This is a genomic window from Catellatospora sp. TT07R-123, from assembly GCF_018327705.1.
Taxonomy (GTDB): domain Bacteria; phylum Actinomycetota; class Actinomycetes; order Mycobacteriales; family Micromonosporaceae; genus Catellatospora.
This window is the reverse complement of record NZ_BNEM01000002.1, coordinates 142,113-162,182: the sequence shown is the minus strand read 5'-3', so window position 1 is coordinate 162,182 and position 20,070 is coordinate 142,113. Positions and strand designations below refer to the sequence as shown.

Sequence of the window (20,070 nt, the reverse complement as noted above, 5' to 3'; positions counted from 1 at the left end):
GTGCCGCGAGTGCGGGCGGTGTGCCCCGACTCACGCCACCCGGCGGCGCGTGCCCCGTCGGACCGGGCTGCGGTCAGCGCCGGTCGCGGATCGACCAGGTGTAGATCAGCGCGGCCAGGGCCACCAGCGACAGCAGCAGCAGGCCGATGCCGTACTGGCCCATCGCCCCGTAGACCGCGCCCATGACCAGGGGCGGAACGAAGCCGCCCAGGCCGCCGACGGCACCGACGATGCCGGTGACCGCACCGATCTTCGGCCCCGGCACCACCTTCGCGACCAGCGCGAACACCGCGCCCGCCCCGGCGCCCAGCGCACCCGCCATGATCAGCAGGGCCATGGTCGCCCACGGGTACAGCGACGGGGTGAACGCCTGCCAGGCCGCCATCACCACCACCACGGCCAGGCACGCCGCCAGCACCCGGGCCGGTCCGATCCGGTCGGACAGCCAGCCGCCCGGCGGCCGCAGCACCACCGCGACCAGGGTGAACCCGGCCGCCTTCAGCGACGCGTCGCCCTGCTCCAGGCCGTACGCCGTCTGGAGGTAGGTGACCAGGTACACCGCGAAGGAGACGTAGCCGCCGAAGGTGACCGCGTACAGCAGGGCCAGCGGCCAGGTCAGCGGCTGCCGGGAGGCCTCGGTGAACCGCTGCGAGAACGGCTCGGCGGGCACGGTGCGCCCCGGCGGGTCGCGCAGCAGCAGCCAGGCCACCACGCCGTAGACGGCGAGCACGATCGCGGCCAGGTAGAACTGGGCGTTGGGGCCGATCTTGAGCATCGGCTTGGTCAGCAGCGCGGCGATCGCGGTGCCGCCCATGCCCATGCCGATGACACCCAGCGCCATGCCCCGCTTGGCGGGCGGGAACCAGCCGTTGCCGTGCGGGATCGCCGCCGCGAACGGGGTGCCGCCCAGACCTAGGAAGAACCCGGTGACCAGCAGCGCCGGGTACGAGTTCCCGGCGACCGTGAGCGCCAGCACCGGCAGGATGGTGAGCAGGGCGATCGCGGGCAGCACCTTGCGCGCCCCGAGCACGTCGGTCAGCGCCCCCACCGGGATGCGCCCGAGCGACCCGACCAGCACCGGCACCGCCACCAGGGCGGACTGCTGGAACGAGGTCAGCCCGAGGGCCTGCTTGTAGTGCGCCGACAACGGCGAGATCAGGCCCCACGCCCACGCGGTGAGCAGGAAGCCCAGCGCCGCCAGGATCAGGTTCAGATACGCCCCGTGCGGCACGAGCTGCCGCGCCTGGACCGGGGCATCGGTCCTGATCCGGGGGCTCACCGGTCGCGCCGATCGCCGATGCGCCACGCGACCAGCGCCACCAGGAACGACGCCGCGCTGAACACGGCTGTCCACCACGCGGTGCGGGTCTGGCCCATCATCCACGCGTTGAGCCCGACCCCGATCGCCCACAACTGTCCGACGAGGATGGACAGCACCAACGCCACCCGCCCCGACAGCATCGCCGAGCGTTCCGGATCGGTCTCCGCGCCCGCACCCGGCCCGGGGCCGGTGCTGCGCACGCGCGGGTCGCCGTACCCGCTGGTCGCCCTGATCAGCGGATAGCGTGAGTCGCTCATACCGGCTCCTGTCCTGATCGCAGCGTGCCGACGGCCCAGATGCCGTCGACGCGCTCCTCCAGCAGCACCCGCGGCAGCGGCCGCGGCGGCGGGCCGGCCGTGACCTGGCCGGTCCGTGGGTCGAACACGCCCTCGTGGCACGGGCAGTACAGCTCGCCCTGCTCGCCCCGGTCGGCCCGCCACAGCACCGCGCAGGCCAGGTGCGTGCACACCGACGAGTACGCGGCCAGGGTCCCGTCGGCCATCCGCAGCGCCACCGCCCGGTCCTCCTCACCCGGGTACGAGAACACCACCGACTGGCCCGGTTCCAGCCGCTCGGCGACCAGCTTCGCCGGGGCGGTGCCGTCGCCGTGCCGGTGGAACAGCCCCGCCGCCACCGCGACGTTGCCGGCCGCCAGGCCGCCGGAGACCGTCACGGCCAGGCGCAGGTAGTCGCGGCGGCTGGTCAGCGAGTCGGCGGCGATGCGCTCGCGCAGGTGCGCCACGGTCTCGGCCGGTGCCTGCTCGTCGAGGCTCACAGGGGGTCTCCCAGCACGTTGTCGGCGGAGGTGGGCACGGACCCGAACGGCTGCGGGCCCCGCGTCGGCTCGGCGGCCTGCCCGACACCGCCGGGGACGGGCGCACCGCCCCGGCCGAGCGGGACCACCACGGCGACGCCGGTGCTCAGCAGGGTGCCGCCGAAGTCGAAGGTGCTGGCCACGTCCACGTTCGGGCGCTCGGCCCGCAGCTCCTCGACGGTGCCGTAGAAGATCGACCCGGTCGGGCAGACGGTGGCGCACATCGGGGCCAGGCCGTACGAGGTGCGGTCGTAGCACAGGTTGCACTTGTACTGGAGCTTCGCCTTCAGGTCGATCTTCGGCACGCCCATCGGGCAGGCGTTGACGCAGTTGCCGCAGCCGATGCAGCGGCTCTTGTCCGCGTCGTGCACGACCCCGTCCGGGGTGACCAGGATGGCCTCGGCCGGGCACACCTGCGCGCACGGGGCGACGGGGTCCTCGCAGTGCATGCACACCGTCGGCATCGACGCCACGCTGTGCCCGGCGTCGAGGTAGTCCAGGTGGATCATCGACTTGCCCCGGTGCGAGTCGCACTCCCGGCACGCCGACACGCACGCCTGGCAGCCGATGCAGCGGCCCGGGTCGATGATGATGGTGCGTCCCATCATGGCTGCGACGTGCCCCTTCCCTGTGACGACGTGGGCGGCCGCTGGTCGCCGCGCGAGACCTGGGTCTCGGCGTACGACTCGTGGCCCGGCGGCACCGGCGGCGCGGGCACCGGTGTGACGTGCGCGGCGGGCTGGATCCGGCACGCGCACACCTTGTACTCGGGGATCTTCGAGCGCGGGTCGAGCGCGTCGATGGTCAGCTCGTTGGCGGCCACCGGGTACGGCCAGTGGTAGGGCACGAACACCGTGTCGGGCCGGATCGCGTCGGTGACCAGCGCCGGGAACGTCGCCGCGCCCCGCCGCGTGACCACGGTGACCGGGTCGCCGGAGGCGTAGCCGTGCGACGGGTGCACCTCGACCCACGGGCGCGGCGTCTGCTCGACCAGCCCGCCCAGCCGCCGGGTCTGATTGCCCGACAGGAAGTGCGCCACGGTCCGCCCCGTGGTCAGCGTCATCGGATACTCGTCGTCGTACGGGTCGGCCGGCGGGTGCCACCGCACCGCCTGCATGTGGACCTTCCCGTCGGCGTGCCAGGTCCTGCCGTCCTCGAACAGGCGGGGCGTGCCCGGATGGTCCACCGACGGACACGGCCAGCTGATCCCGCCGGTCTCGTCGAGCCGGGCGTAGGTGATGCCGTAGTAGTCGTTGACCGTGCCCCGCGACGCGATCCGCAGCTCCTCGAACACCCGCTCGGAGCTGTCGAAGGCGAACTTGTCGCCGACGCCGAGGCGGCGGGCGAGCTCGCACATCACCCACGTGTCCGTGCGTACCCCCGGCAGGGGCTCCTGGGCCTTGCGGTGGCGGATCACGCGCGCCTCGGCGTTGGCCATCACGCCGTCGTCCTCGGCCCATGTGGTCACCGGCAGCACCAGGTGCGCGTTGGCGGCCGTCTCGGACAGGAAGAAGTCGCACTGGGCGTGGAAGTCCAGCGCGTCGTACCCGGCCTTGACCACGGCGTAATTCGGCAGCGACACGAACGGGTTGTTGCAGACGCCCAGCAGGCCGCGGATCTCGCCGCGGCCCATCTGGTGCACCATCTCCATCATCGAGGTGCCCGCCTGCGGCAGGTCCGCCTCGTCGATGCCCCAGATCCGCGCCACCTGCGCCCGGTGCACCGGGTCGCTGATGGACCGGCCGCCGGGCAGCATGTCGGACTTCTGGCCGTGCTCGCGGCCGCCCTGCCCGTTGCCCTGCCCGGTGATGGTGCCGTAGCCGGCGCCGGGCCTGCCGAGGTTGCCGGTGGCCGTGCACAGGTTGATCACGGTCAGGCAGTTCTCCACGCCCTGGGTGTGGTGCTCGATGCCGCGCGCGTGCCAGGCCATCGCCTTGGGCGCGGTGGCGAACATCCGGGCCACGGCGGTGACCTGCTCGGCCGGGACGCCGCAGATCTCGGCGGCGCGCGAGGGCGGGTACTCGGCCGCGGCGGCCAGGACCTCTTCCCAGCCGGTGGTGTGCGCCGCGACGTACGCCTCGTCGGCCAGGCCCTCCTGGACCACCGTGTGCAGCACCGCGTTGAAGAACGCCGCGTCGGTGCCGGGCCGCAGCGCCACATGGATGTCGGCGGTACGGGCGATGCTGGTCTCGCGCGGATCCACCACGATCAGCTTCGCGCCCCGGTCCCGGGCACCCCACAGGTACTGCGTCATCACCGGGAAGCACTCGCCCACGTTCGACCCGGCGATGAGCAGGCAGTCGGTGAGCAGGATGTCGGCGAACGGGTTGGCGGCCCGGTCGATGCCGAACGACAGCTTGTTGGCCCCGGCCGCGCTGACCATGCACAGCCGCCCGTTGTAGTCCACGTGCCGGGTCCGCAGCGCCACCCGGGCGAACTTGCCGACCAGGTAAGTCTTCTCGGTGAACAGACTCGCCCCGCCCAGCATCCCGAACGCGTCGCGACCGTACGCGGCCTGGATGCGCTGGATCTGCTCGGCGGCGTGGTCCAGCGCCTGCTCCCACGACACCGGCCGCAGGTCGTCGGTGCGGGTGCGCCGCAGCAGCGGCGCGGTCAGCCGGTCCGGGTGGTTGACCTGCTGGTATGCGTTGAGCCCCTTCGGGCACAGCCGCATCCGGTTGATGTCGTGGTCACGGGGTTCGACCCCGAACACCTTGCCGTCGTGCACGCGCAGGTACATGCCGCACTGCACGCCGCAGAAGCAGCAGTGCGTGGCGACCAGCGTCTCCTCGCCCCGGATCGCGCGCCACCGGTCGGCGGGCACCCCGCCCGCGTCGCGGAAGCGCGACGTGCCCGGCGGGGTGATGCTCGGGTCCAGCGGGATCGTCACTCAGAAGCCTCGTTTCACGTCGGCGCGGTAGGCCTGGCCACGTTGCAGCCGCTTGCACCGGGGGCAGGTCAGCGCCATCGCGTCGAAGCGCAGGTCCAGGTCGCGCATGGTGGCCCGCAGGTTGTCGACGTACTCGGTGGTGTCGATCGGCTCGCCGCAGATCCGGCACGCCTGGACCTGCCCGGCCCCGGTGTACTTGAACAGCTGCATGCCGACCGCGGCCGGGCGCTGCACGATGTGGAAGAACTTGCCGAACGGCAGGTACAGCAACGTCAGCACCACCGCGGCCATGTGCAGCACGGCGAGGAACTCGTAGCCGCCGCCGTGCAGCAGCACGCTGGAGAACGTCAGCAGCAGCCCGGTCACCGAGATGACGATCAGCGCCAGCAGCGGCACGAAGTCGTAGCCGAAGCGCTGGCCGGTGCTCGCCTCCCGGTCGCGCATGCGCCGGACCAGGAAGTACGTCGCTCCGGCGATCACCAGCACCGCGGCGATGTCCAGGCCGTGGAACATCAGCCAGCCCAGGACCGACAGCGCGTCGAAGCGCAGCACCCCGAAGCCCGAGACGTTCATCGTGTACGCCGGTCCGGATCCGGTGCGCGAGGTGAACGTGAACCAGCCCCAGACCAGCGGGAACGTGATCGCCGCGGCGAGCAGGCAGCCCCAGAACAGCAGCTGGTGCGCCGCCCAGCGGGCCCGTGACCGCGCCCCGAGGAACTTCTGGAACCCCAGGTAGGTGGCGATCATCCGGGGCAGCGCGGTCGGGGCCTTGCGCATGTTCCGCCACGACAGCGCCGTGCCCCAGCCCTTGCGGAACAGCCGGCTCGCGCCGGGGGACGAGATCCACACGGTGTACCGGTAGGCGATGCCGAAGGCGAGGAAGACGCTGGCCACGGCGTACGGGACCAGGGCGGAGTCGAAGTTGCGCAGGCCGCGGCTGCCCGCGTAGATCGCCGCGCACAGCACCAGCGCCGTGACGATGCCGGCGACCACGGGTTTCATACCCGGATCGTATTAAAACAGCATTCTTCGGACAGCTGGTTTGTCCATCTGGCGCTCGGCGATCTCGGCCCGCCGCCCGCCCACCAGCACCGACATATTGTGACACACTGATAAAAGAGGGATTTTCTGCGCAGCGGTCAGGAGGTCATGACGTCCGACGAGGAGGCGACCCCGTCGAGGCGCGTCGCCGTCGACCGGGTGGAACTGGGCACCGCCCTGGCGGGCGTGGCCTGGCTCGTGCTGTACGCCGTCCTGCTGGTCGTGACCCGGCACTCGCCCGACCTGTCCCGCTTCGTCGGCGAGGTCCTCTACCTGACCCCGATCGCGGCAGCGTCGGTGCTCAGCGTCTGGGCGGCCCGCCGGACCCACCGCCGGGTCCGCACCGCATGGCGGCTGCTGGCCGCCTCCAACTTCCTGTGGCTGGCGGGCGAGTCGATCTGGGCCTTCTATACGTACACCACGCCGGGCGGCGCCCCGGTGCCGTCGATCGCGGACGCGGTCTACCTGATGTCGTACGCGATGGCGCTGCCCGCCATCGTCATCGGCCTCGGGCTCGTGCTGGTGGGCCGCGCCCAGGGGCTCATCGACGCGGTCCTGGTCGCGGCGGGCGCCGCCGCCATCGGCTGGCAGCTGGTGATCGGGCCGCTGCTGCCCAGCGACTGGAACGCCGCCACCCTGGTCACCTTCATCTATCCGGTGCTGTCGGTCAGCATCGTCAGCATCCTGGTGGCGGTGCTGCTCAGCGGCAGCCGCAACATCCCCATCTCGATGATCCTGGTGGGCGCCGGGTACGGCATCTCCGCCGTCACCGACGCCTCCTACGCCTACATCACCGTCGTGCGCCAGTACGCCAGCTCCAGCTGGGTGAACCTGGGCTGGCAGGCCGAGGCCGTGCTGCTGTGCCTGGCGGCCGTGGTGGCCGCGCGCCGCCGCGAGACCGACAAGCCCGGGGCCATCGACCCCGACATCACGCTGCTGCCCGCGGTGGTGGCGGTGCTCGCCGTCGGCGGGCTCGCCGCCGCCGACCTCATCCTCGTCGGCCGGCTCAGCGAGGTCACCCTCGCGGTGTCCGCGATCCTGCTGCTGGGGCTGCTGGTGCGCCAGGTCGTCGCAGCCCGCGACCGCACCCGGCTGAACCAGCAGCTGCGCACCGCCGCCGTCACCGACCCGCTCACCGGCCTGCACAACCGGCGCTTCTTCCAGGAGATGATCGTCCTGGAGGCCGAGCGCGCCGTCCGCCGCCGCAGCCCGCTCAGCCTCGTCCTGGTCGACATCGACCATTTCAAGGCGGTCAACGACACCTACGGCCACTCCGTCGGCGACCTGGCGCTGACCGACGTCGCGCAGCGGCTCCGCCGTGCCGTCCGGGCCAGCGACCTGGTCTGCCGCTACGGCGGGGAGGAGTTCGTGTGCCTGCTGCCCGGCACCGACGCCGCAGGCGCGGCCGAGCTGGCCGGGCGGCTGCGGGCGGCGGTCAGCAGCGCCCCGGTGCTCCTGCGCAGCGGCGACGGCGTGGAACTCACCGCCTCCGTCGGTGTGGCCACCGCCGACCCGGGCACGCAGATCGACATCGACGCGCTGGTCAACGCCGCCGACGCGGCCGTGTACCGGGCCAAGGACCTCGGCCGCGACCAGGTCGTGGCCTCCGCCTGGCAGTCCCAGCCCGCCGCCGACGGCGACCTGGCGCTGCCGCCCGCGCTGGTATGGATGTCCGACCGGGTCGAACGGGCTCTCGGCGACGGCAGCCCCGGCCCGGCCGTGTCCCGCTGGGCGCGCCAGACCGCCGAACGCCTCGGGCTCGACGAGACGGCCCAGCGCAACGCCGCCGCCGCCGCCCGCGTACGCGACATCGGCCGCATCCTCGACCTCGGGTCGGCCGCGCAGGCCCCGCCCGACGGCGACGCCGACGGCCGCGGCGCCCGGTGCGGCGCCCGGCTGCTCGTGAAGCTGGCCGACCGTCCCGACCTGGCGCAGCTCGTCGCCGCCCGGTACGAGTGGTTCGACGGCAGCGGCGGTCCGGCCGGCTGCGGCGGCGCCGACATCCCGATCGAGTCGCGGATCATCGCAGTCTGCGACGCCTGGGCGCGCATTCTGGCCGCGGGTCCGGCGCCGGACGGCCCTGTCGCGGCGGAGTCGCGGCGGGAGCTGCTGCGCTGTCGGGGCACCCGGTTCGATCCGGCGGTCGTCGACGCGTTCGTCGCGCTCGTGGACGAGGGAGTGGTCGGCCGCCCGACCGCATCCCAGGGCTCGCCGACGACTCCGCCGCCGTGACCGATTCCCACCCCGCCTTTCACGGCGACCGGTTCCCACCCCCGCCTTTCATAGACGTTGGCCTATCTCATCTAGTTTGATCTACGCCCAGTCGATGAGATAGGCCAACGTCTATCGAAAAGGGGGTGGGTGGCGCGTTGCGTGGTGGGGGAGCGTTGCGTGGTGGTGGTCAGATCCGTACGAAGGCGATCATGGCCATGCCCGTCGCGGCCTGTAGCGCTGTCGCCGCCGCGACCACCGCGATCGGCCACAGCCGTGCCGTACGGGCGCACAGCCACGCCGCCGGGAGCTGCCACAGCACCGCCAGGAAGATCCACAGCCGGACCGTCTCGCCCCGGTTGACGCCCAGCAGGTCGAGCACGACCAGCACGGTCGCGGCCGACACCGCCAGCACGGCCCCGGCCCGCCACAGCCCGCGCCGGGCCGCGTCGGCGACCGCCGCCGCCACCAGCAGCACCGTCGGCAGCCCGGCGGCGATGGCGAAGTCCCACAGGTTGCGCACCACCCACACCTGGTACGGGCGGTGGCCGTCGTCGTTGAAACCGCGCGCGTCGGCGAGCACGTACGCGAAGTTGGCCGCCAGGTCGTAGCCGACCAGCACCCGCAGCAGGCCGTAGCAGGCCAGGAAGCCGCAGGCGGCCAGGCCCGCCAGCGCGGCGGCCCCGGCCCAGGACAGCCGCCCGGTGCCGCGCGCCCACGCGGTCAGTGCTGCGAACACCAGGCCCAGGGCCAGCGGCAGCGGTTCGAAGAACATCGTGGCGTACAGGACGGCGCCCATGGCGGCGGCCCAGCCCCAGTGGGGGCGGCGCAGGTAGCGGACGAGCAGCCACAGCGCGAGCAGGATCGGCACCGGCGAGACGGTGTTGAGGATCGGCAGGAAGAACAGCCGTCCCGGCACCAGGATCGACAGGGCCAGGGCGTACAGGGCGGTGCGGGGGTCGAGCAGGTCGGCGGCGATGAGGTAGACCAGCAGGCAGGACAGGGTCGACGCGGCGACGGTCAGCACGCCCATGGTGGTGGGGGAGTCGGTCAGCGCCGTCAGCACCTGGTAGAACACGGTCTTGCCGGCCATGTTGGTGCGGGCGTGGGAGTCCAGCCCGGCACCGATGCCGACATGCCCGGACAGGAACTCCCACACGCTGTAGCGCCGCGCGGGTTCCAGGAAGCCGTTGGCCCGGGTGCTGGTCACCAGGTCGGGCAGGGCCACGTCGTCGCTGCGGCGCATCAGCAGTTGCAGCGGCACGGCGACGGCCAGCCAGCCGGTGACGACGACGGCCCGGTGCCGCTCGTACCAGCGGTGCGACAGCCACAGCCCCAGCACCACGACGATCGCGGTGAGCAGGAACGGCCACAGGACGTCCAGGCCGAAGGTGCGGACGTAGTGGTAGCGGTAGTGCCCGGCCCTGGACCCGACCGGCACCCGGTGCGCCATCATCCCCACGCTGACCAGCACCCCGGCCACGGCGGCGAGCGCGGCCGCCCACCGCAGCAGCCCGGCGGGCCGCACCCGGCGCCGCCGGCGCGCGGCCGCCTGTGGTGCCTGCCCGGCCCGTGGTCGTAGCGGCGCAGCGGTATCGATCATCGCCGTGTCTCCTTGCGGCTCCTGCCCCGACGTGGGCAGCGATGTGGCGCCCGGAGCAGCGCCGGCCCGGCTCCGGCGTCGGCGGAGGTCACGGCCGCCGGGGCGCTGCTCGCACGGGCGGCCGGACCGGCCGGGGACGCAGCAGGCAAGGAAGCGGCCCCGACCGGTTGCCGTACCGGCCGTACGGACGGCTCAACGGCGGCCCGGCACACCGGGCGTGGCCCAGAATATGACATTCCAGTGACAAAAGGCGTTTACCCGGATAATCAGCAACGACCTCGGCGCGGCCGGTGCGACAGTGTCCTGCGCCGGGTCGCAGCCGCGTCCGCACCGGACACGGCCCCACCCGCTGACATATGGGAGCAGCAATGGAGACAGGAACCGACATCCGGCTGCCGCGTGCCGACCGGCTGGCCAAGCGGCTGCTGATCACGGTGGCGGTGCTGCACGTGCTGAGCCTGGGCAGCAACGCCGTCTACCACGGACTCGGCCTGCACGAGCCGTTCCCGCGGTTCGCCTGGTTCACGATCTTCTTCAACGTGGACAAGGAGCGGAACCTGCCCACCTGGTTCTCCTCGGCGGTGCTGATGCTGGGCGCCTGGGTGCTGTGGCAGGTCGGCACCCAGGTCAAGGCCGCCGGGCAGCGCTACGTCCGGCACTGGCGGATGCTGAGCCTCGTCTTCGCCGCGCTGTCGCTGGACGAGGTCTCCCAGGCGCACGAGGTGGCCAGCCACTCCGGCGTGCTCAAACTCGGCTCGGCGTCGTACCTGTCCTGGATGGTGTTCGCCGCCCCGCTGGTGCTGGCGTTCGCCGTGTCCTACCTGCGCTTCCTCGCTCACCTGCCCGCCCGCACCCGCTGGCTGATCGTCGCCGCGGGCTGCGTCTACGTCGGCGGCGCGATGGGCATGGAGGTCGTCGGCGCCTTCATCGGCCGCCACACCGACAGCGGCGAACTGCACGGCGGCATCCCCTACCTGCACTACCTGCTGGCCGCCTCGGCCGAGGAACTGCTGGAGATGACCGGCGCCGTGCTGCTCGTCTACGCCGTCGCCGACCACCTTCAGCGGCTGCGCACCGCCGGGCCGGAGCTCGACGCCGGTGCTGCCGCCACCCCGGTCCAGCTCAGCCGCGGTCGGCGGGCCAGTGTGGGCGTCACCCGCTGACCACCGCGTCCGCGGCCGGTCCGGGCACCCCCCGGACCGGCCGTCACCAGGTCAGCAGGCTGGTGTAGTCGGCGCAGGTGAGCGGGGTGTCGGTCAGCGCCCCGTCGGCGCGGGGCACCCCCACCGGGTGCCCTTCGCGCGTGAACGCCACCCGCCGGATTCCCGGGCGCGCGGTCAGCGTGCACACCACCTGCGCGAACGCGAGCACGTCGTCGTTGCGGCCGGTGTCCTCCCGGGTGCTGGACAGATCCACCACCGCGGTCGTGGACGTGACGTCGACCTTGCCGATGATGTGCGTGCCCAGCAGGGCGCTGGTGAACCCGAAGTCCTCCTCGGACTCGGTCGGCCCGGCCATCAGGTCGTCGACCAGCTGCTGCACCGACGGCGCCGCCGACAGCCTGCGTTCGACCCGGATCAGCGAACCGTTGTTGACCAGGTAGAGGTGTTCGCTGGCCGGGCCGGAGGTGCGGGTCACGGGCTCGGTCACCGACTGCGGGCCGTCGGGTGGCGCGAGCGGCCGCGCGGTGTCCTCGGTGGGCACCCCGCAGGCGGCGGCGGTCAGCGCGAGCCCGCACAGGCAGGCCGCGGCGTACAGGCGGATCATCGCTGCTCCCCGGGTAGCTCGACGCGGAACCGCGCCCCGCCGCCGGGGCGCTCGTGCACGCTGACGCGGCCGCCGTGCGCGGCGACGTGCTGGGCGACCAGGGCCAGGCCCAGCCCCGTGCCGTCGCTGCCGCCCCGGGCACCGGCCGACCGGCCGCGCACGAACCGGCCGAAGATCGTGTCCCGATCGGCCGGGCACACACCCGGTCCGGCGTCGTCGACCTCCAGCACCCGCGCCTCGCGCTGGTGGACGATCCGCAGCGCCACCGCGCCGCCGCCGTGGGCCAGCGCGTTGTCGAGCAGGTTCGCCAGCACCTGCGTGAACCGGCGCCGGTCCACCTGCCAGTGCGTCTGCGCACCGGGCTCGACGGCGACCAGGTCCGCGGGCAGCCCGCGCGCGCGGCACACCTGCCGGGCCAGCGCACCCATGTCGACCGGCGCCAGGTCCGGCGGCTGGTCACCGCGGGCGAGTTCCAGCAGGTCGGTGACCAGCGCCTGGAAGCGGCCGACCTCGTCGGTGAGCAGCCCGACCGCGGTGGCGGTGCGCTCGTCCAGCGCCGACCGGCGGTTGTGCAGCACACTGGCGGCCGCGGCGATGGTCTGGAGCGGGGAGCGCAGCTCGTGGCTGACGTCGGCGGCGAACCGCCGGTCGCGCTCGACCCGCTGCGCCAGCTGCTCGACCATCTGGTTGAACGACGCGGTCAGCCGCGCCAACTCGGGCTCGGTGTCCGGGTCGAGCCGTGCGGTGAAGTCCCCGGCGGCGATCTCGCGCGCGGCGTCGGCGACGGTGGCCAGCGGCCGCAGCACCCGGCGCGCGGCGTACCAGCCGAGCAGGGCGCCCGCTCCGGTGGTGGCGGTGGCGACCAGGGTGAGGATCAGGGCCAGGACCTGTAGCGAGCGGTCCAGGTCCTGGGTGAAGTCGATCTCGTACAGCGTGATCGCGGGCCCCGCTGGCACCGCCACGACCAGCGCCGTCCGCCCGCCGATCCGGGTGAGCTGCACCCCGCCGTGGCCGTGCTCGGCCAGGGTGACCAGGCCCGCCGGGATGCTCGCGGTCAGGCCGGCGTCGACGGTGCGCGAATAGAAGCGGCCGTCGCGGCGGATCAGCACCCGCCGGTTGCCGCCGGTGTCCAGCGACCGCAGCACCTGGAGCACCCCGGGGTCGTCACCGTCGACCGCCGCCTGCACGATGCCGACGTCGACCATCGCGGTACGCACCGCGCCGTCCTCCCGCTGCGCCAGCAGGAACCACCGCGTGAGCTGGTACGACCCGACCCCCACCGCCGCCGACACCAGCAGCGCGCCGACGGCGAACCCGCCGGTCACCTTCGTACGCAGGCTCGGGCGCCGCAGCCCGACCGGCCGCCTCACCGGGACAGCTTGTAGCCCAGGCCCCGGACCGTGACGATGCGGCGCGGGGCGCCCGGATCATCCTCGATCTTCTGGCGCAGGCGGGCGACGTGCACGTCGACCAGGCGCTCGTCGCCGAAGTCGTACTCCCACACCCGTTCCAGCAGCTGCTGGCGGCTGAGCACGTGCCCGGCGTTGGCGGCCAGCTCGCACAGCAGCCGCAGCTCGGTGCGGGTCAGCGCCAGCGGCAGCCCTCGCCGCGTCACCTCGCCCGCGGCGGGGCGCAGGTGCAGGTCGCCGAAGACCAGCGCCTGCTCGACCCGGGGGGCGGGTAGTCCGGCGCGGCGGCGCAGGGCCCGCAGCCGGGCCGACAGCTCCGGGGTGGCGACCGGTTTGACCAGGTAGTCGTCGGCCCCGGCCTCCAGCGCGGCGACGATGTCGCCGGTGTCCTGCCGGGCGCTGACCACCACGATCGGCACGTCGTCGTCGCGGCGCAGCCTGCGGATGCACTCGATGCCGTCCAGGCCGGGCAGCATCAGGTCGACCAGCACCGTGTCGGCGGGCTCGCGGCGCTGCCGGGCCAGGCCGTCCTCGGCGGTGGCCGCGGCGCGTACCGCGTAGCCCTCGTCCTCCAGCGCCATCGCCAGCGCCAGCCGGATGCGGTCGTCGTCCTCGATCACCAGCACTGCTGCCACCGCCGCATCATGGCGCACTCCACCAGCCCGACCCCCACGCCAGGCCGAAACCTCCCCCAACTGTCACCAAAACGTCACGAAAGCCGCCAAGGCCGCCCCTCTTCGCGGCTGGTCCGGTTGGTGATCGCCGTTTCCGGCCGTTTTCTTGCCGTGGAAGGCGCCCTTTGACCGAAAGCAGCGATCTTCGGCCGGAAGCCGCGCTGGTGCCACCGCGGTCGGGTTGGCGGGTGGTGGTGCTCCAGGCGGGAGTCGAACCCGCTACCGTCCGCTTTAGAGGCGGCTGCTCTGCCGTTGAGCTGCTGGAGCGTACGAGGACGGGCGGGCGTCCGCCCGTCCTCTCAGACCGCTGCGGGACGCTGACCCCCGTCGAATCGTCAGCGTACCGAAATGATCTCGGTTCAGCCGACCGGGTCGTCGATCCGGTCGCGCAGCTGCTCGTTCGCGATCGCCGCCTTCGCGGTCCGGAACTCGTCGGCCGTCAGCGACCGGCCGAGCCCGTCCAGCGTGCGCAGGACGAACCGCTGCGTCGTGACGCGGCGGTTGAGGGCGTCCAGGGCACGCGCCTGCCGCCACACCTTGCGTTGCAGCCATCGCGTGACCTGGGGGAGCCCCTCCCGCTCAAGCTGGGCGCGCAGCGCGTCGCGCGTGTCGGCCGCCTCGGCGTAGCGGGCGTAGATGTCCTTGCCCGTGGTCTCGGTCATTGTCATTTCACCTCCTCTCGCGTCCGCAGAGCGAGTGGGAGGTGGGAGACGTGCCGCCAGGCGGCCGGCTCCAGCGCGACGGCGGTCAGGCCGCCGTCGAGATCGGGTTCACGGAACGCGACGGCGCGCAGGCCGCCGGTGGCGACACGGTCGGCCAGCCGGTGCAGCGACGGTTCGTCGGGCACGGCGAGCAGCACGAGCACGTTGGAGGAGTGATGCCAACCTGCGACGACGTCAGGATGGGCCAGCGCGAAGTCGAGCGCGGCATGGGTCGCCTGGCAGGCCTGGGTGCCGACGGGAAGGTCGGACCGGGTGACCACGTAGAGGCGGGAAACCTAGCGGTGCGGCATGGCACGAAAGATAGCCCATGGCGTCCACTCCCGCCACCCCGCGGCCCCTCGTGGTCGGACACGGCCGTCGAGACCGTGTCCGACCACGAGCGGAACTCACTTCGCGATCAGCAGCAGCACCGCCCGGCCGTGCAGGACGTACGCCGTCCCGGCCCCGCCGAGCAGCGCCTCGGTGCCCGGCGTCGCCACCTGGCCCGAGCCCTCGGCCCAGGTCGAGGTGTCGGTGACCCGGTACCAGCTCTTGCCCGCCGGGGGTGCGGGCAGCGTGAAGGTCACGTCCCCGGACCAGCCGTTGTACGCGGTGTAGAGCGCCGCGGCCGAGTCGCCGAACTCGGTGCCGTCGATCCGCCAGGCCAGCGCGTGGTTGTTGGCGTCGCCCCAGTACGCCCCGTCCGGCGCCGTCCCGCCCGGGGTGAACCACTCCAGCTGCCCCAGCCCGTTGCCGTTGCCGTCGGACGCGGCGTAGAAGTTCGCCGGGCGCAGCGCCGGATGCGCCTTGCGGAAGGCGGTCATCCGGGACGTGAACGTCTGGAAGTTCGACTCGTCGGTGGTCAGCGACCAGTCCAGCCAGTTCGCGCTGGAGTCGAGGTTGTACGGGTTGTTGTTGCAGTTGACCGACCGCAGGGTCTCGTCGCCGCCGGTGAACATCGGCACCCCGCCCGACAGCAGCACCAGCGCCATCCCGTTGCGGGCGGCCTTGCGCTGGTCGGCGGCGACGCCGCCCTGGTCCCAGGAGATGTTGTCGTCGCTGCCGCCGTCGGACGGCCCGTACGGCCAGGCCTGGCTGTTGTTCTTGGCGTTGCAGGAGTAGAGGTCCTTGAGGGTGAACCCGTCGTGGACCACCATGAAGTCGATCGAGTGGAAGGGCTTGCGGCCGTCGTCGCCGTACAGGTCGGACGAGCCGGCGAACCGGGTGGCCAGGTCGCTCGGGGTGACCGGGTCGACGCCCATCTTGTTCTGGGCGCGCCGGAGGGTGTCGCGGTAGATGCCGTTCCACTCGGCCCACCCGGCCGGGAAGTTGCCGACCTGGTACGTCCCGGCGCCCAGCGCCCACGGCTCGGCGATCCAGTCCACGCCGGAGCCGCCGCCCGCGGGCCGGGCGGGCATCTCCGCCGTGAGCCGGTTGAGCGCGGTGTTCGGGTCGGTGCGGCTGTAGCTGAAGCAGCCGTGCTGGCAGGTGTTGCCCAGCACCGGGGCCAGGTCGAACCGGAACCCGTCCACCCCGAGGGTGTTCTTCCAGTACGCGACCGAGTCGACGATGAGGTCCTGCGCGACGGGGTTGCGGGTGTTGTAGTTGTGGAACAGGCCGGTGTTGTCCATGGACCCCTGCATGTCGCTGGTCAGCGAGTAGTAGGTCGGGTTGTCCAGGCCGCGCCAGGAGAAGATGTTGTACGTGTTCTTGTCGGTGATCGGGCCGCCCTCGGCGGTGTGGTTGTAGACGACGTCGATGTACACCTTGATCCCGGCGTCGTGGTACGCCTTGACCATGGCCTTGAACTCCTTCGTCGGGCCGCCCGCGCTCTTGTCGGAGGAGTAGCGGCGGTCCGGGGCGAAGTAGTTCTCGGTCATGTAGCCCCAGTAGTTGTCGCCGCTGGTGCTGGTCGGGTTGGTGTCGTTGGCGTCGTTCTGGGTCTCCTGCACCGGCAGGAACTCCACCGCGGTCACCCCGAGCGTGGCCAGCGCCGCGGCCTTGAGTCCGGCACCCTTGTACGTGCCCCGGTAGGCGGCCGTGATCGAGGTGTCGGACCTGGTCAGGCCGCGCAGGTGCACCTCGTACACGATGTCGTCCTTGAAGGCGCGGGTCGGCTTGGTGCCGATGCTCGTGCTGTCGGCGGCCAGCACGATGCCCTTGGGCGCGACCGTGCCCGTGTCGACGGCGCGCTTGGCCGGGCCGGAGGAGTAGTCCGAGGCGACGCCGTCGGGCAGCACGGTGTCGTGGCTGACCTCGCGGGCGTACGGGTCCAGCAGCAGCTTGTTGGGGTTGAACCGGTTGCCGGCGGCGTCCACGTCGGCCGCGAACCCCACCGTCGACCCCTTGGTCCAGCTCGCGCTGTAGGGCCAGTTCGGACCCCAGGCGCGGTAGCCGTAGTAGACGGTGCCGGTGACGCCCGCGGCCTGTAGCGCGGCGGTGCCGACGGTGGCGGCCCAGACGTCGCCGGTGCCCTTGGTCAGCACGTAGCTCGCCTTCTCCTGCGCGCCCGTGGCGGCGGCGTAGACGTAAACGGCGATGCGGGTCGCGCGGGAGGAGTAGACGCGGAAGGTGACGTTGGACGCGGAGGCGTCGTAGCGGCCGCCCAGGGCCTGGGTGTCGATGCCGGCCTGGGCTGCGGGGGCGGTGAGGGTGAGTCCGGCGGCGACCAGTACGGCCGCCAGGGCCGCCCTCCAGAAGCTGCGCATGGGGATTCCTTCCCGGAACGTGCGCACGGGGACGAAGCGTCTGCAAGTTCTTGCAGGAGTTGACTCAGATTACGAGCAAGTTTCAAGCACGTAAAGGGGTGGCCGACCGTCCGCGGCAACCGGACCCGAACCCGCAGCTCGCGGCGCACGATGGAATCGTGAACGCGCCGACCAGCACCGACCTGACCCTGCCGGTGACCGGCCACAGCCTGCCCGGCACCCTGGCCGTCCCCGAGCAGGCAGCCGGCCTGGTCGTGTTCGCCCACGGCAGCGGAAGCGGCCGCAGCAGCCCCCGCAACCGCTACGTCGCCGGGCTGCTGCACCACGCGGGCCTGGCCACCCTCCTGTTCGACCTGCTCACCGAGGACGAGGAGGCCGACCGCGGCAACGTCTTCGACATTGAGCTGCTCGCGGGACGACTGTCCGAGGTGCTCACCTGGCGGCGTACCCGGCCCGACGTCGCCGACCTGGCACTGGGCCTGTTCGGCGCCAGCACCGGCGCGGCCGCCGCGCTGTGGGCCGCCGCCGACGACGATCTGGGCGTACACGCCGTCGTCAGCCGCGGCGGCCGCCCGGACCTGGCCGCCACCCGCCTGCCCGGCGTACGCGCGGCCACCCTGCTGATCGTCGGCGGCCTGGACACCGCCGTGCTCGCCCTCAACGCGGACGCCGCGGAACAGCTGGGCGGCGAGCACGCGCTCGCGGTGGTGCCCGGCGCCACCCACCTGTTCGAGGAGCCCGGCACCCTGCACCAGGCGGGCGAGCTGGCCCGCGACTGGCTGCTGCGGCACCTCAGTCCCACCGGCTGACGCCGCTCGCCCCGTGGCGCGCCGGCTGCGGCCGCCCGACCGGGGCGCCGTCGTACTCCAGAGCCAGTCCGGCCTGCGCGGCGAACGCGCCGACCATCTCCTGGTCGATCGGCTCGAACGGCTCGGTGCTCTTGCGGCGGGCCACGGTCAGCGCCCCGAAGGCGCGCCGCGCGCCCAGGACCGGCGCGACCAGTACGCAGCCCACCTCGGCGCCGCCGACGTGCGCGGTGATGACCGGGTGCTCGCGCGGGTCGGTCTGGAACGCCCGGCCGAGCAGGATCGCCCGGTGCGCGAACGACTCCTCCAGCGGCGCCGACAACTGCTCGAACGGCGCCAGCACGCCCATCGCCACCACCAGCCGCACGTGCCGCCCCCGGCGGCTGAGCAGCGACAGCCCGGCGCCGTCGGCTCCGCTGGCGCGCCAGGTGTGGTAGACCAGCTCGCGCAGCAGCGCGGGGGTGTGCACCCCGGACAGCGCCCGGGTGGTCACCCCGATCATCGCCTCCTGCCAGGCATGGCGGCGGCGCACCTGCTCGAACAGGGCGGCGTTGTCGATCGCCACCGCCGCGGTGGCGGCCAGGGTCGCGGCCATCCGCCCGTCCTGCTCGGTGAACGCGGCCTGCTCGGGGTGACCGAACAGGTCCAGCTGGCCCAGCACGTGACCGCCGAGCACGATGGGCACGCTCAGCAGCGGCCAGCGCGCCGTGGCGCCGTCAGCTGCGGGCGGCTCGTCGCGCGGCGACCGGATCACGCGCGCCGGCTGTCCTTCCTGGGCCACCATCAGCGCGGCGCACTCGGCGCCGACCAGGTCGCGCGCCGCGTCCACCAGGTGGTGCAGCACCTGCTCCAGATCGACGCCCCGGGCCACCTCCAGGTTCGCCCGCAGCAGCACCTGAGCCCGATCCATCACGTCCGCTTCGGTCGACGGGTCATCCATGTGATCCAGCCCCAGTATGCCCCTTATGCGGAGGTCGATCGCACTGCTCCGGCCGTAGGGTGCCCACCGGTGGCCTGATCCGGCTACGCTCGGCGACCATGCGGTTGGCGAGCATCCATCTGTACCCGGTCAAGTCGCTGGGCGGCGTCGACGTCCCCGAGGCGGCCGTCGAGCCGTGGGGGCTGCGCGGCGACCGCCGCTGGCTCGCGCTGAACCCGGACGGCACCTACCTGACGGCCCGCACCGCACCCCGCATGCTCGGCATCACCGCCGTGCCGCGACCCGACGGCGGCCTGGACCTCACCGGACTCGACGGCACCGTCCTGCACGTCGACCCGCCGCACGGCGGGCAGCCCGCACCCACGTCGATGACGCGGCTGGACCGGGTGCGGCTGGCCGGCGCCGACGCGCACGGATGGCTGTCGGCGCAGCTCGGGCAGCCGCTGCGGCTGGGCTGGCTGGACGACCCGGGCCGCCGGTCGGTCGCCCTCGACCACGGCGGGCAGCCGGGCGACCTGCTCAACCTGTCCGACGCCGGGCCGGTGCTGCTGGCCAGCACCGCCTCGCTGCGGCTGCTCAACGACTGGATCGCGCAGGGCGCGGTCGAGCGCGGCGAGGACCTGCCCGAACCGCTGCCGATGGCCCGCTTCCGGCCCAGCGTGGTCGTGGACGGGGCCGTCGAGCCGTTCGCCGAGGACGGCTGGCAGCGGGTGCGCATCGGCGACACCCTGTTCCGGTTCGCCGAGCAGTGCGACCGGTGCGCGCTGACGCTCATCGACACCACGACGTTCACCAGCGGGCGCGAACCGATCCGCACCCTGGCCCGCCACCGGGCCCGGGACGGCAAGACCTGGTTCGCGGTCCGGCTCGTCCCGGTCGGCGGGCCGTCGCTGATCCGCGTCGGCGACCCGGTGACCGTCGACTGAACCGGTGCCGGTCCGCCGCCGGTCCGCCGCCGAGCCTGCGGCTCAGGCGACGCGGACCTGCTGGCCGTCGATGCCGACGACGTCGCCGCGGAACAGCTGGCGGCCGCGCCGGGTGTCCACCTCGCCGTTGACGGTGACGTCGCCCGCGGTCACCCGCAGCTTCGCCTCGCCGCCGGTGTCGATCATCCCGGCCAGCTTCAGGAACTGGCCGAGCCGGATCATGTCGTCGCTGATCGTCACATCTCTCACGAGATCATTC

Annotated in this window: 19 protein-coding genes; 4 read left to right on the top strand and 15 right to left on the bottom strand. The window is 72.8% G+C overall.

The window, feature by feature from the left end; translation table 11 throughout:
- Positions 1-73: 73 nt before the first annotated feature.
- The 6 genes from Cs7R123_RS21110 to Cs7R123_RS21085 are packed head-to-tail and all read right to left on the bottom strand — an operon-like array spanning position 74 to position 6,027.
- A complete protein-coding gene (locus Cs7R123_RS21110) occupies positions 74-1,279 on the bottom strand; it encodes a NarK/NasA family nitrate transporter (RefSeq protein ID WP_244872054.1) in 1,206 nt (401 codons plus the stop codon).
- Positions 1,276-1,578 carry a hypothetical protein gene (locus Cs7R123_RS21105; protein WP_212829438.1) on the bottom strand — a complete coding sequence of 101 codons (303 nt, stop codon included), beginning with the start codon at positions 1,576-1,578 and terminating at the stop codon, positions 1,276-1,278. The genes Cs7R123_RS21110 and Cs7R123_RS21105 overlap by 4 nt, the downstream gene beginning before the upstream one ends.
- Positions 1,575-2,096 carry a ubiquinol-cytochrome c reductase iron-sulfur subunit gene (locus Cs7R123_RS21100; protein WP_212829437.1) on the bottom strand — a complete coding sequence of 174 codons (522 nt, stop codon included), beginning with the start codon at positions 2,094-2,096 and terminating at the stop codon, positions 1,575-1,577. The genes Cs7R123_RS21105 and Cs7R123_RS21100 overlap by 4 nt, the downstream gene beginning before the upstream one ends.
- Positions 2,093-2,740, bottom strand: a complete 648-nt coding sequence (locus Cs7R123_RS21095) for a 4Fe-4S dicluster domain-containing protein (protein ID WP_212829436.1) — start codon at positions 2,738-2,740, stop codon at positions 2,093-2,095. Before Cs7R123_RS21095 ends, Cs7R123_RS21100 begins: the two co-directional genes overlap by 4 nt.
- Entirely contained in the window at positions 2,740-5,025 is a 2,286-nt protein-coding gene (locus tag Cs7R123_RS21090; protein WP_212829435.1) for a molybdopterin oxidoreductase family protein, read from the bottom strand. The genes Cs7R123_RS21095 and Cs7R123_RS21090 overlap by 1 nt, the downstream gene beginning before the upstream one ends.
- Positions 5,026-6,027 (bottom strand): hypothetical protein, encoded by a 1,002-nt coding sequence (locus Cs7R123_RS21085; protein WP_212829434.1) that lies wholly within the window; start codon positions 6,025-6,027, stop codon positions 5,026-5,028.
- 147 nt (positions 6,028-6,174) lie between these two features.
- Between Cs7R123_RS21085 and Cs7R123_RS21080 the strand changes: the two genes are divergently transcribed.
- Positions 6,175-8,298 (top strand): diguanylate cyclase, encoded by a 2,124-nt coding sequence (locus Cs7R123_RS21080; RefSeq protein WP_212829433.1) that lies wholly within the window; start codon positions 6,175-6,177, stop codon positions 8,296-8,298.
- A 169-nt stretch (positions 8,299-8,467) separates the two neighbouring features.
- On the opposite strand, the gene Cs7R123_RS21075 is transcribed toward Cs7R123_RS21080, so the two are convergent.
- On the bottom strand, positions 8,468-9,880 hold the full coding sequence (locus tag Cs7R123_RS21075; protein ID WP_212829432.1) for a hypothetical protein: 1,413 nt from the start codon (positions 9,878-9,880) through the stop codon (positions 8,468-8,470).
- 368 nt (positions 9,881-10,248) lie between these two features.
- On the opposite strand from Cs7R123_RS21075, the gene Cs7R123_RS21070 reads away from it, so the two are divergent.
- Positions 10,249-11,043, top strand: a complete 795-nt coding sequence (locus tag Cs7R123_RS21070; RefSeq protein WP_212829431.1) for a hypothetical protein — start codon at positions 10,249-10,251, stop codon at positions 11,041-11,043.
- A 43-nt stretch (positions 11,044-11,086) separates the two neighbouring features.
- Here Cs7R123_RS21070 and Cs7R123_RS21065 read toward each other — a convergent pair whose 3' ends face one another.
- The 6 genes from Cs7R123_RS21065 to Cs7R123_RS21040 all read right to left on the bottom strand — a co-directional run bounded on the left by Cs7R123_RS21065 (position 11,087) and on the right by Cs7R123_RS21040 (position 17,139).
- On the bottom strand, positions 11,087-11,647 hold the full coding sequence (locus tag Cs7R123_RS21065) for a GerMN domain-containing protein (RefSeq protein WP_212829430.1): 561 nt from the start codon (positions 11,645-11,647) through the stop codon (positions 11,087-11,089).
- A complete protein-coding gene (locus Cs7R123_RS21060) occupies positions 11,644-12,972 on the bottom strand; it encodes a HAMP domain-containing sensor histidine kinase (protein ID WP_212834382.1) in 1,329 nt (442 codons plus the stop codon). Before Cs7R123_RS21060 ends, Cs7R123_RS21065 begins: the two co-directional genes overlap by 4 nt.
- Before the next feature lie 41 nt (positions 12,973-13,013).
- Positions 13,014-13,691, bottom strand: a complete 678-nt coding sequence (locus tag Cs7R123_RS21055; RefSeq protein ID WP_212829429.1) for a response regulator transcription factor — start codon at positions 13,689-13,691, stop codon at positions 13,014-13,016.
- Between the two features lie 398 nt (positions 13,692-14,089).
- Positions 14,090-14,398 carry a hypothetical protein gene (locus Cs7R123_RS21050; protein WP_212829428.1) on the bottom strand — a complete coding sequence of 103 codons (309 nt, stop codon included), beginning with the start codon at positions 14,396-14,398 and terminating at the stop codon, positions 14,090-14,092.
- The gene (locus Cs7R123_RS21045; protein ID WP_212829427.1) at positions 14,395-14,712 is read right to left on the bottom strand and encodes a peptidyl-tRNA hydrolase; all 318 of its coding nucleotides are present in this window, start codon (positions 14,710-14,712) and stop codon (positions 14,395-14,397) included. The genes Cs7R123_RS21050 and Cs7R123_RS21045 overlap by 4 nt, the downstream gene beginning before the upstream one ends.
- Positions 14,713-14,838: 126 nt before the next feature.
- Positions 14,839-17,139, bottom strand: a complete 2,301-nt coding sequence (locus Cs7R123_RS21040; protein WP_212829426.1) for an isoamylase — start codon at positions 17,137-17,139, stop codon at positions 14,839-14,841.
- Positions 17,140-17,297: 158 nt separating this feature from the next.
- On the opposite strand from Cs7R123_RS21040, the gene Cs7R123_RS21035 reads away from it, so the two are divergent.
- The gene (locus Cs7R123_RS21035; RefSeq protein WP_244872053.1) at positions 17,298-17,948 is read left to right on the top strand and encodes a dienelactone hydrolase family protein; all 651 of its coding nucleotides are present in this window, start codon (positions 17,298-17,300) and stop codon (positions 17,946-17,948) included.
- Here Cs7R123_RS21035 and Cs7R123_RS21030 read toward each other — a convergent pair.
- Positions 17,932-18,885: a GAF domain-containing protein gene (locus Cs7R123_RS21030; RefSeq protein ID WP_212829425.1), complete on the bottom strand. Its 954-nt coding sequence runs from the start codon at positions 18,883-18,885 to the stop codon at positions 17,932-17,934. The two genes, Cs7R123_RS21035 and Cs7R123_RS21030, sit on opposite strands and share 17 nt — an antisense overlap.
- Positions 18,886-18,983: 98 nt before the next feature.
- On the opposite strand from Cs7R123_RS21030, the gene Cs7R123_RS21025 reads away from it, so the two are divergent.
- Positions 18,984-19,811 (top strand): MOSC domain-containing protein, encoded by an 828-nt coding sequence (locus tag Cs7R123_RS21025; RefSeq protein ID WP_212829424.1) that lies wholly within the window; start codon positions 18,984-18,986, stop codon positions 19,809-19,811.
- 42 nt (positions 19,812-19,853) lie between these two features.
- Here Cs7R123_RS21025 and Cs7R123_RS21020 read toward each other — a convergent pair whose 3' ends face one another.
- The gene (locus Cs7R123_RS21020; protein ID WP_212829423.1) at positions 19,854-20,060 is read right to left on the bottom strand and encodes an RNA-binding S4 domain-containing protein; all 207 of its coding nucleotides are present in this window, start codon (positions 20,058-20,060) and stop codon (positions 19,854-19,856) included.
- Positions 20,061-20,070 lie beyond the last annotated feature (10 nt).

Excerpts from the sequence above, each read along its gene's own strand:
- Cs7R123_RS21040 (WP_212829426.1), bottom strand. The coding sequence starts at position 17,139 with ATGCGCAGCTTCTGGAGGGCGGCCCTGGCGGCCGTACTGGTCGCCGCC.
- Cs7R123_RS21075 (WP_212829432.1), bottom strand. The coding sequence starts at position 9,880 with ATGATCGATACCGCTGCGCCGCTACGACCACGGGCCGGGCAGGCACCA.
- Cs7R123_RS21065 (WP_212829430.1), bottom strand. The coding sequence starts at position 11,647 with ATGATCCGCCTGTACGCCGCGGCCTGCCTGTGCGGGCTCGCGCTGACC.
- Cs7R123_RS21095 (WP_212829436.1), bottom strand. The coding sequence starts at position 2,740 with ATGGGACGCACCATCATCATCGACCCGGGCCGCTGCATCGGCTGCCAG.
- Cs7R123_RS21085 (WP_212829434.1), bottom strand. The coding sequence starts at position 6,027 with ATGAAACCCGTGGTCGCCGGCATCGTCACGGCGCTGGTGCTGTGCGCG.
- Cs7R123_RS21105 (WP_212829438.1), bottom strand. The coding sequence starts at position 1,578 with ATGAGCGACTCACGCTATCCGCTGATCAGGGCGACCAGCGGGTACGGC.
- Cs7R123_RS21030 (WP_212829425.1), bottom strand. The coding sequence starts at position 18,885 with ATGGATGACCCGTCGACCGAAGCGGACGTGATGGATCGGGCTCAGGTG.
- Cs7R123_RS21070 (WP_212829431.1), top strand. The coding sequence starts at position 10,249 with ATGGAGACAGGAACCGACATCCGGCTGCCGCGTGCCGACCGGCTGGCC.
- Cs7R123_RS21050 (WP_212829428.1), bottom strand. The coding sequence starts at position 14,398 with ATGACAATGACCGAGACCACGGGCAAGGACATCTACGCCCGCTACGCC.
- Cs7R123_RS21080 (WP_212829433.1), top strand. The coding sequence starts at position 6,175 with ATGACGTCCGACGAGGAGGCGACCCCGTCGAGGCGCGTCGCCGTCGAC.
- Cs7R123_RS21025 (WP_212829424.1), top strand. The coding sequence starts at position 18,984 with ATGCGGTTGGCGAGCATCCATCTGTACCCGGTCAAGTCGCTGGGCGGC.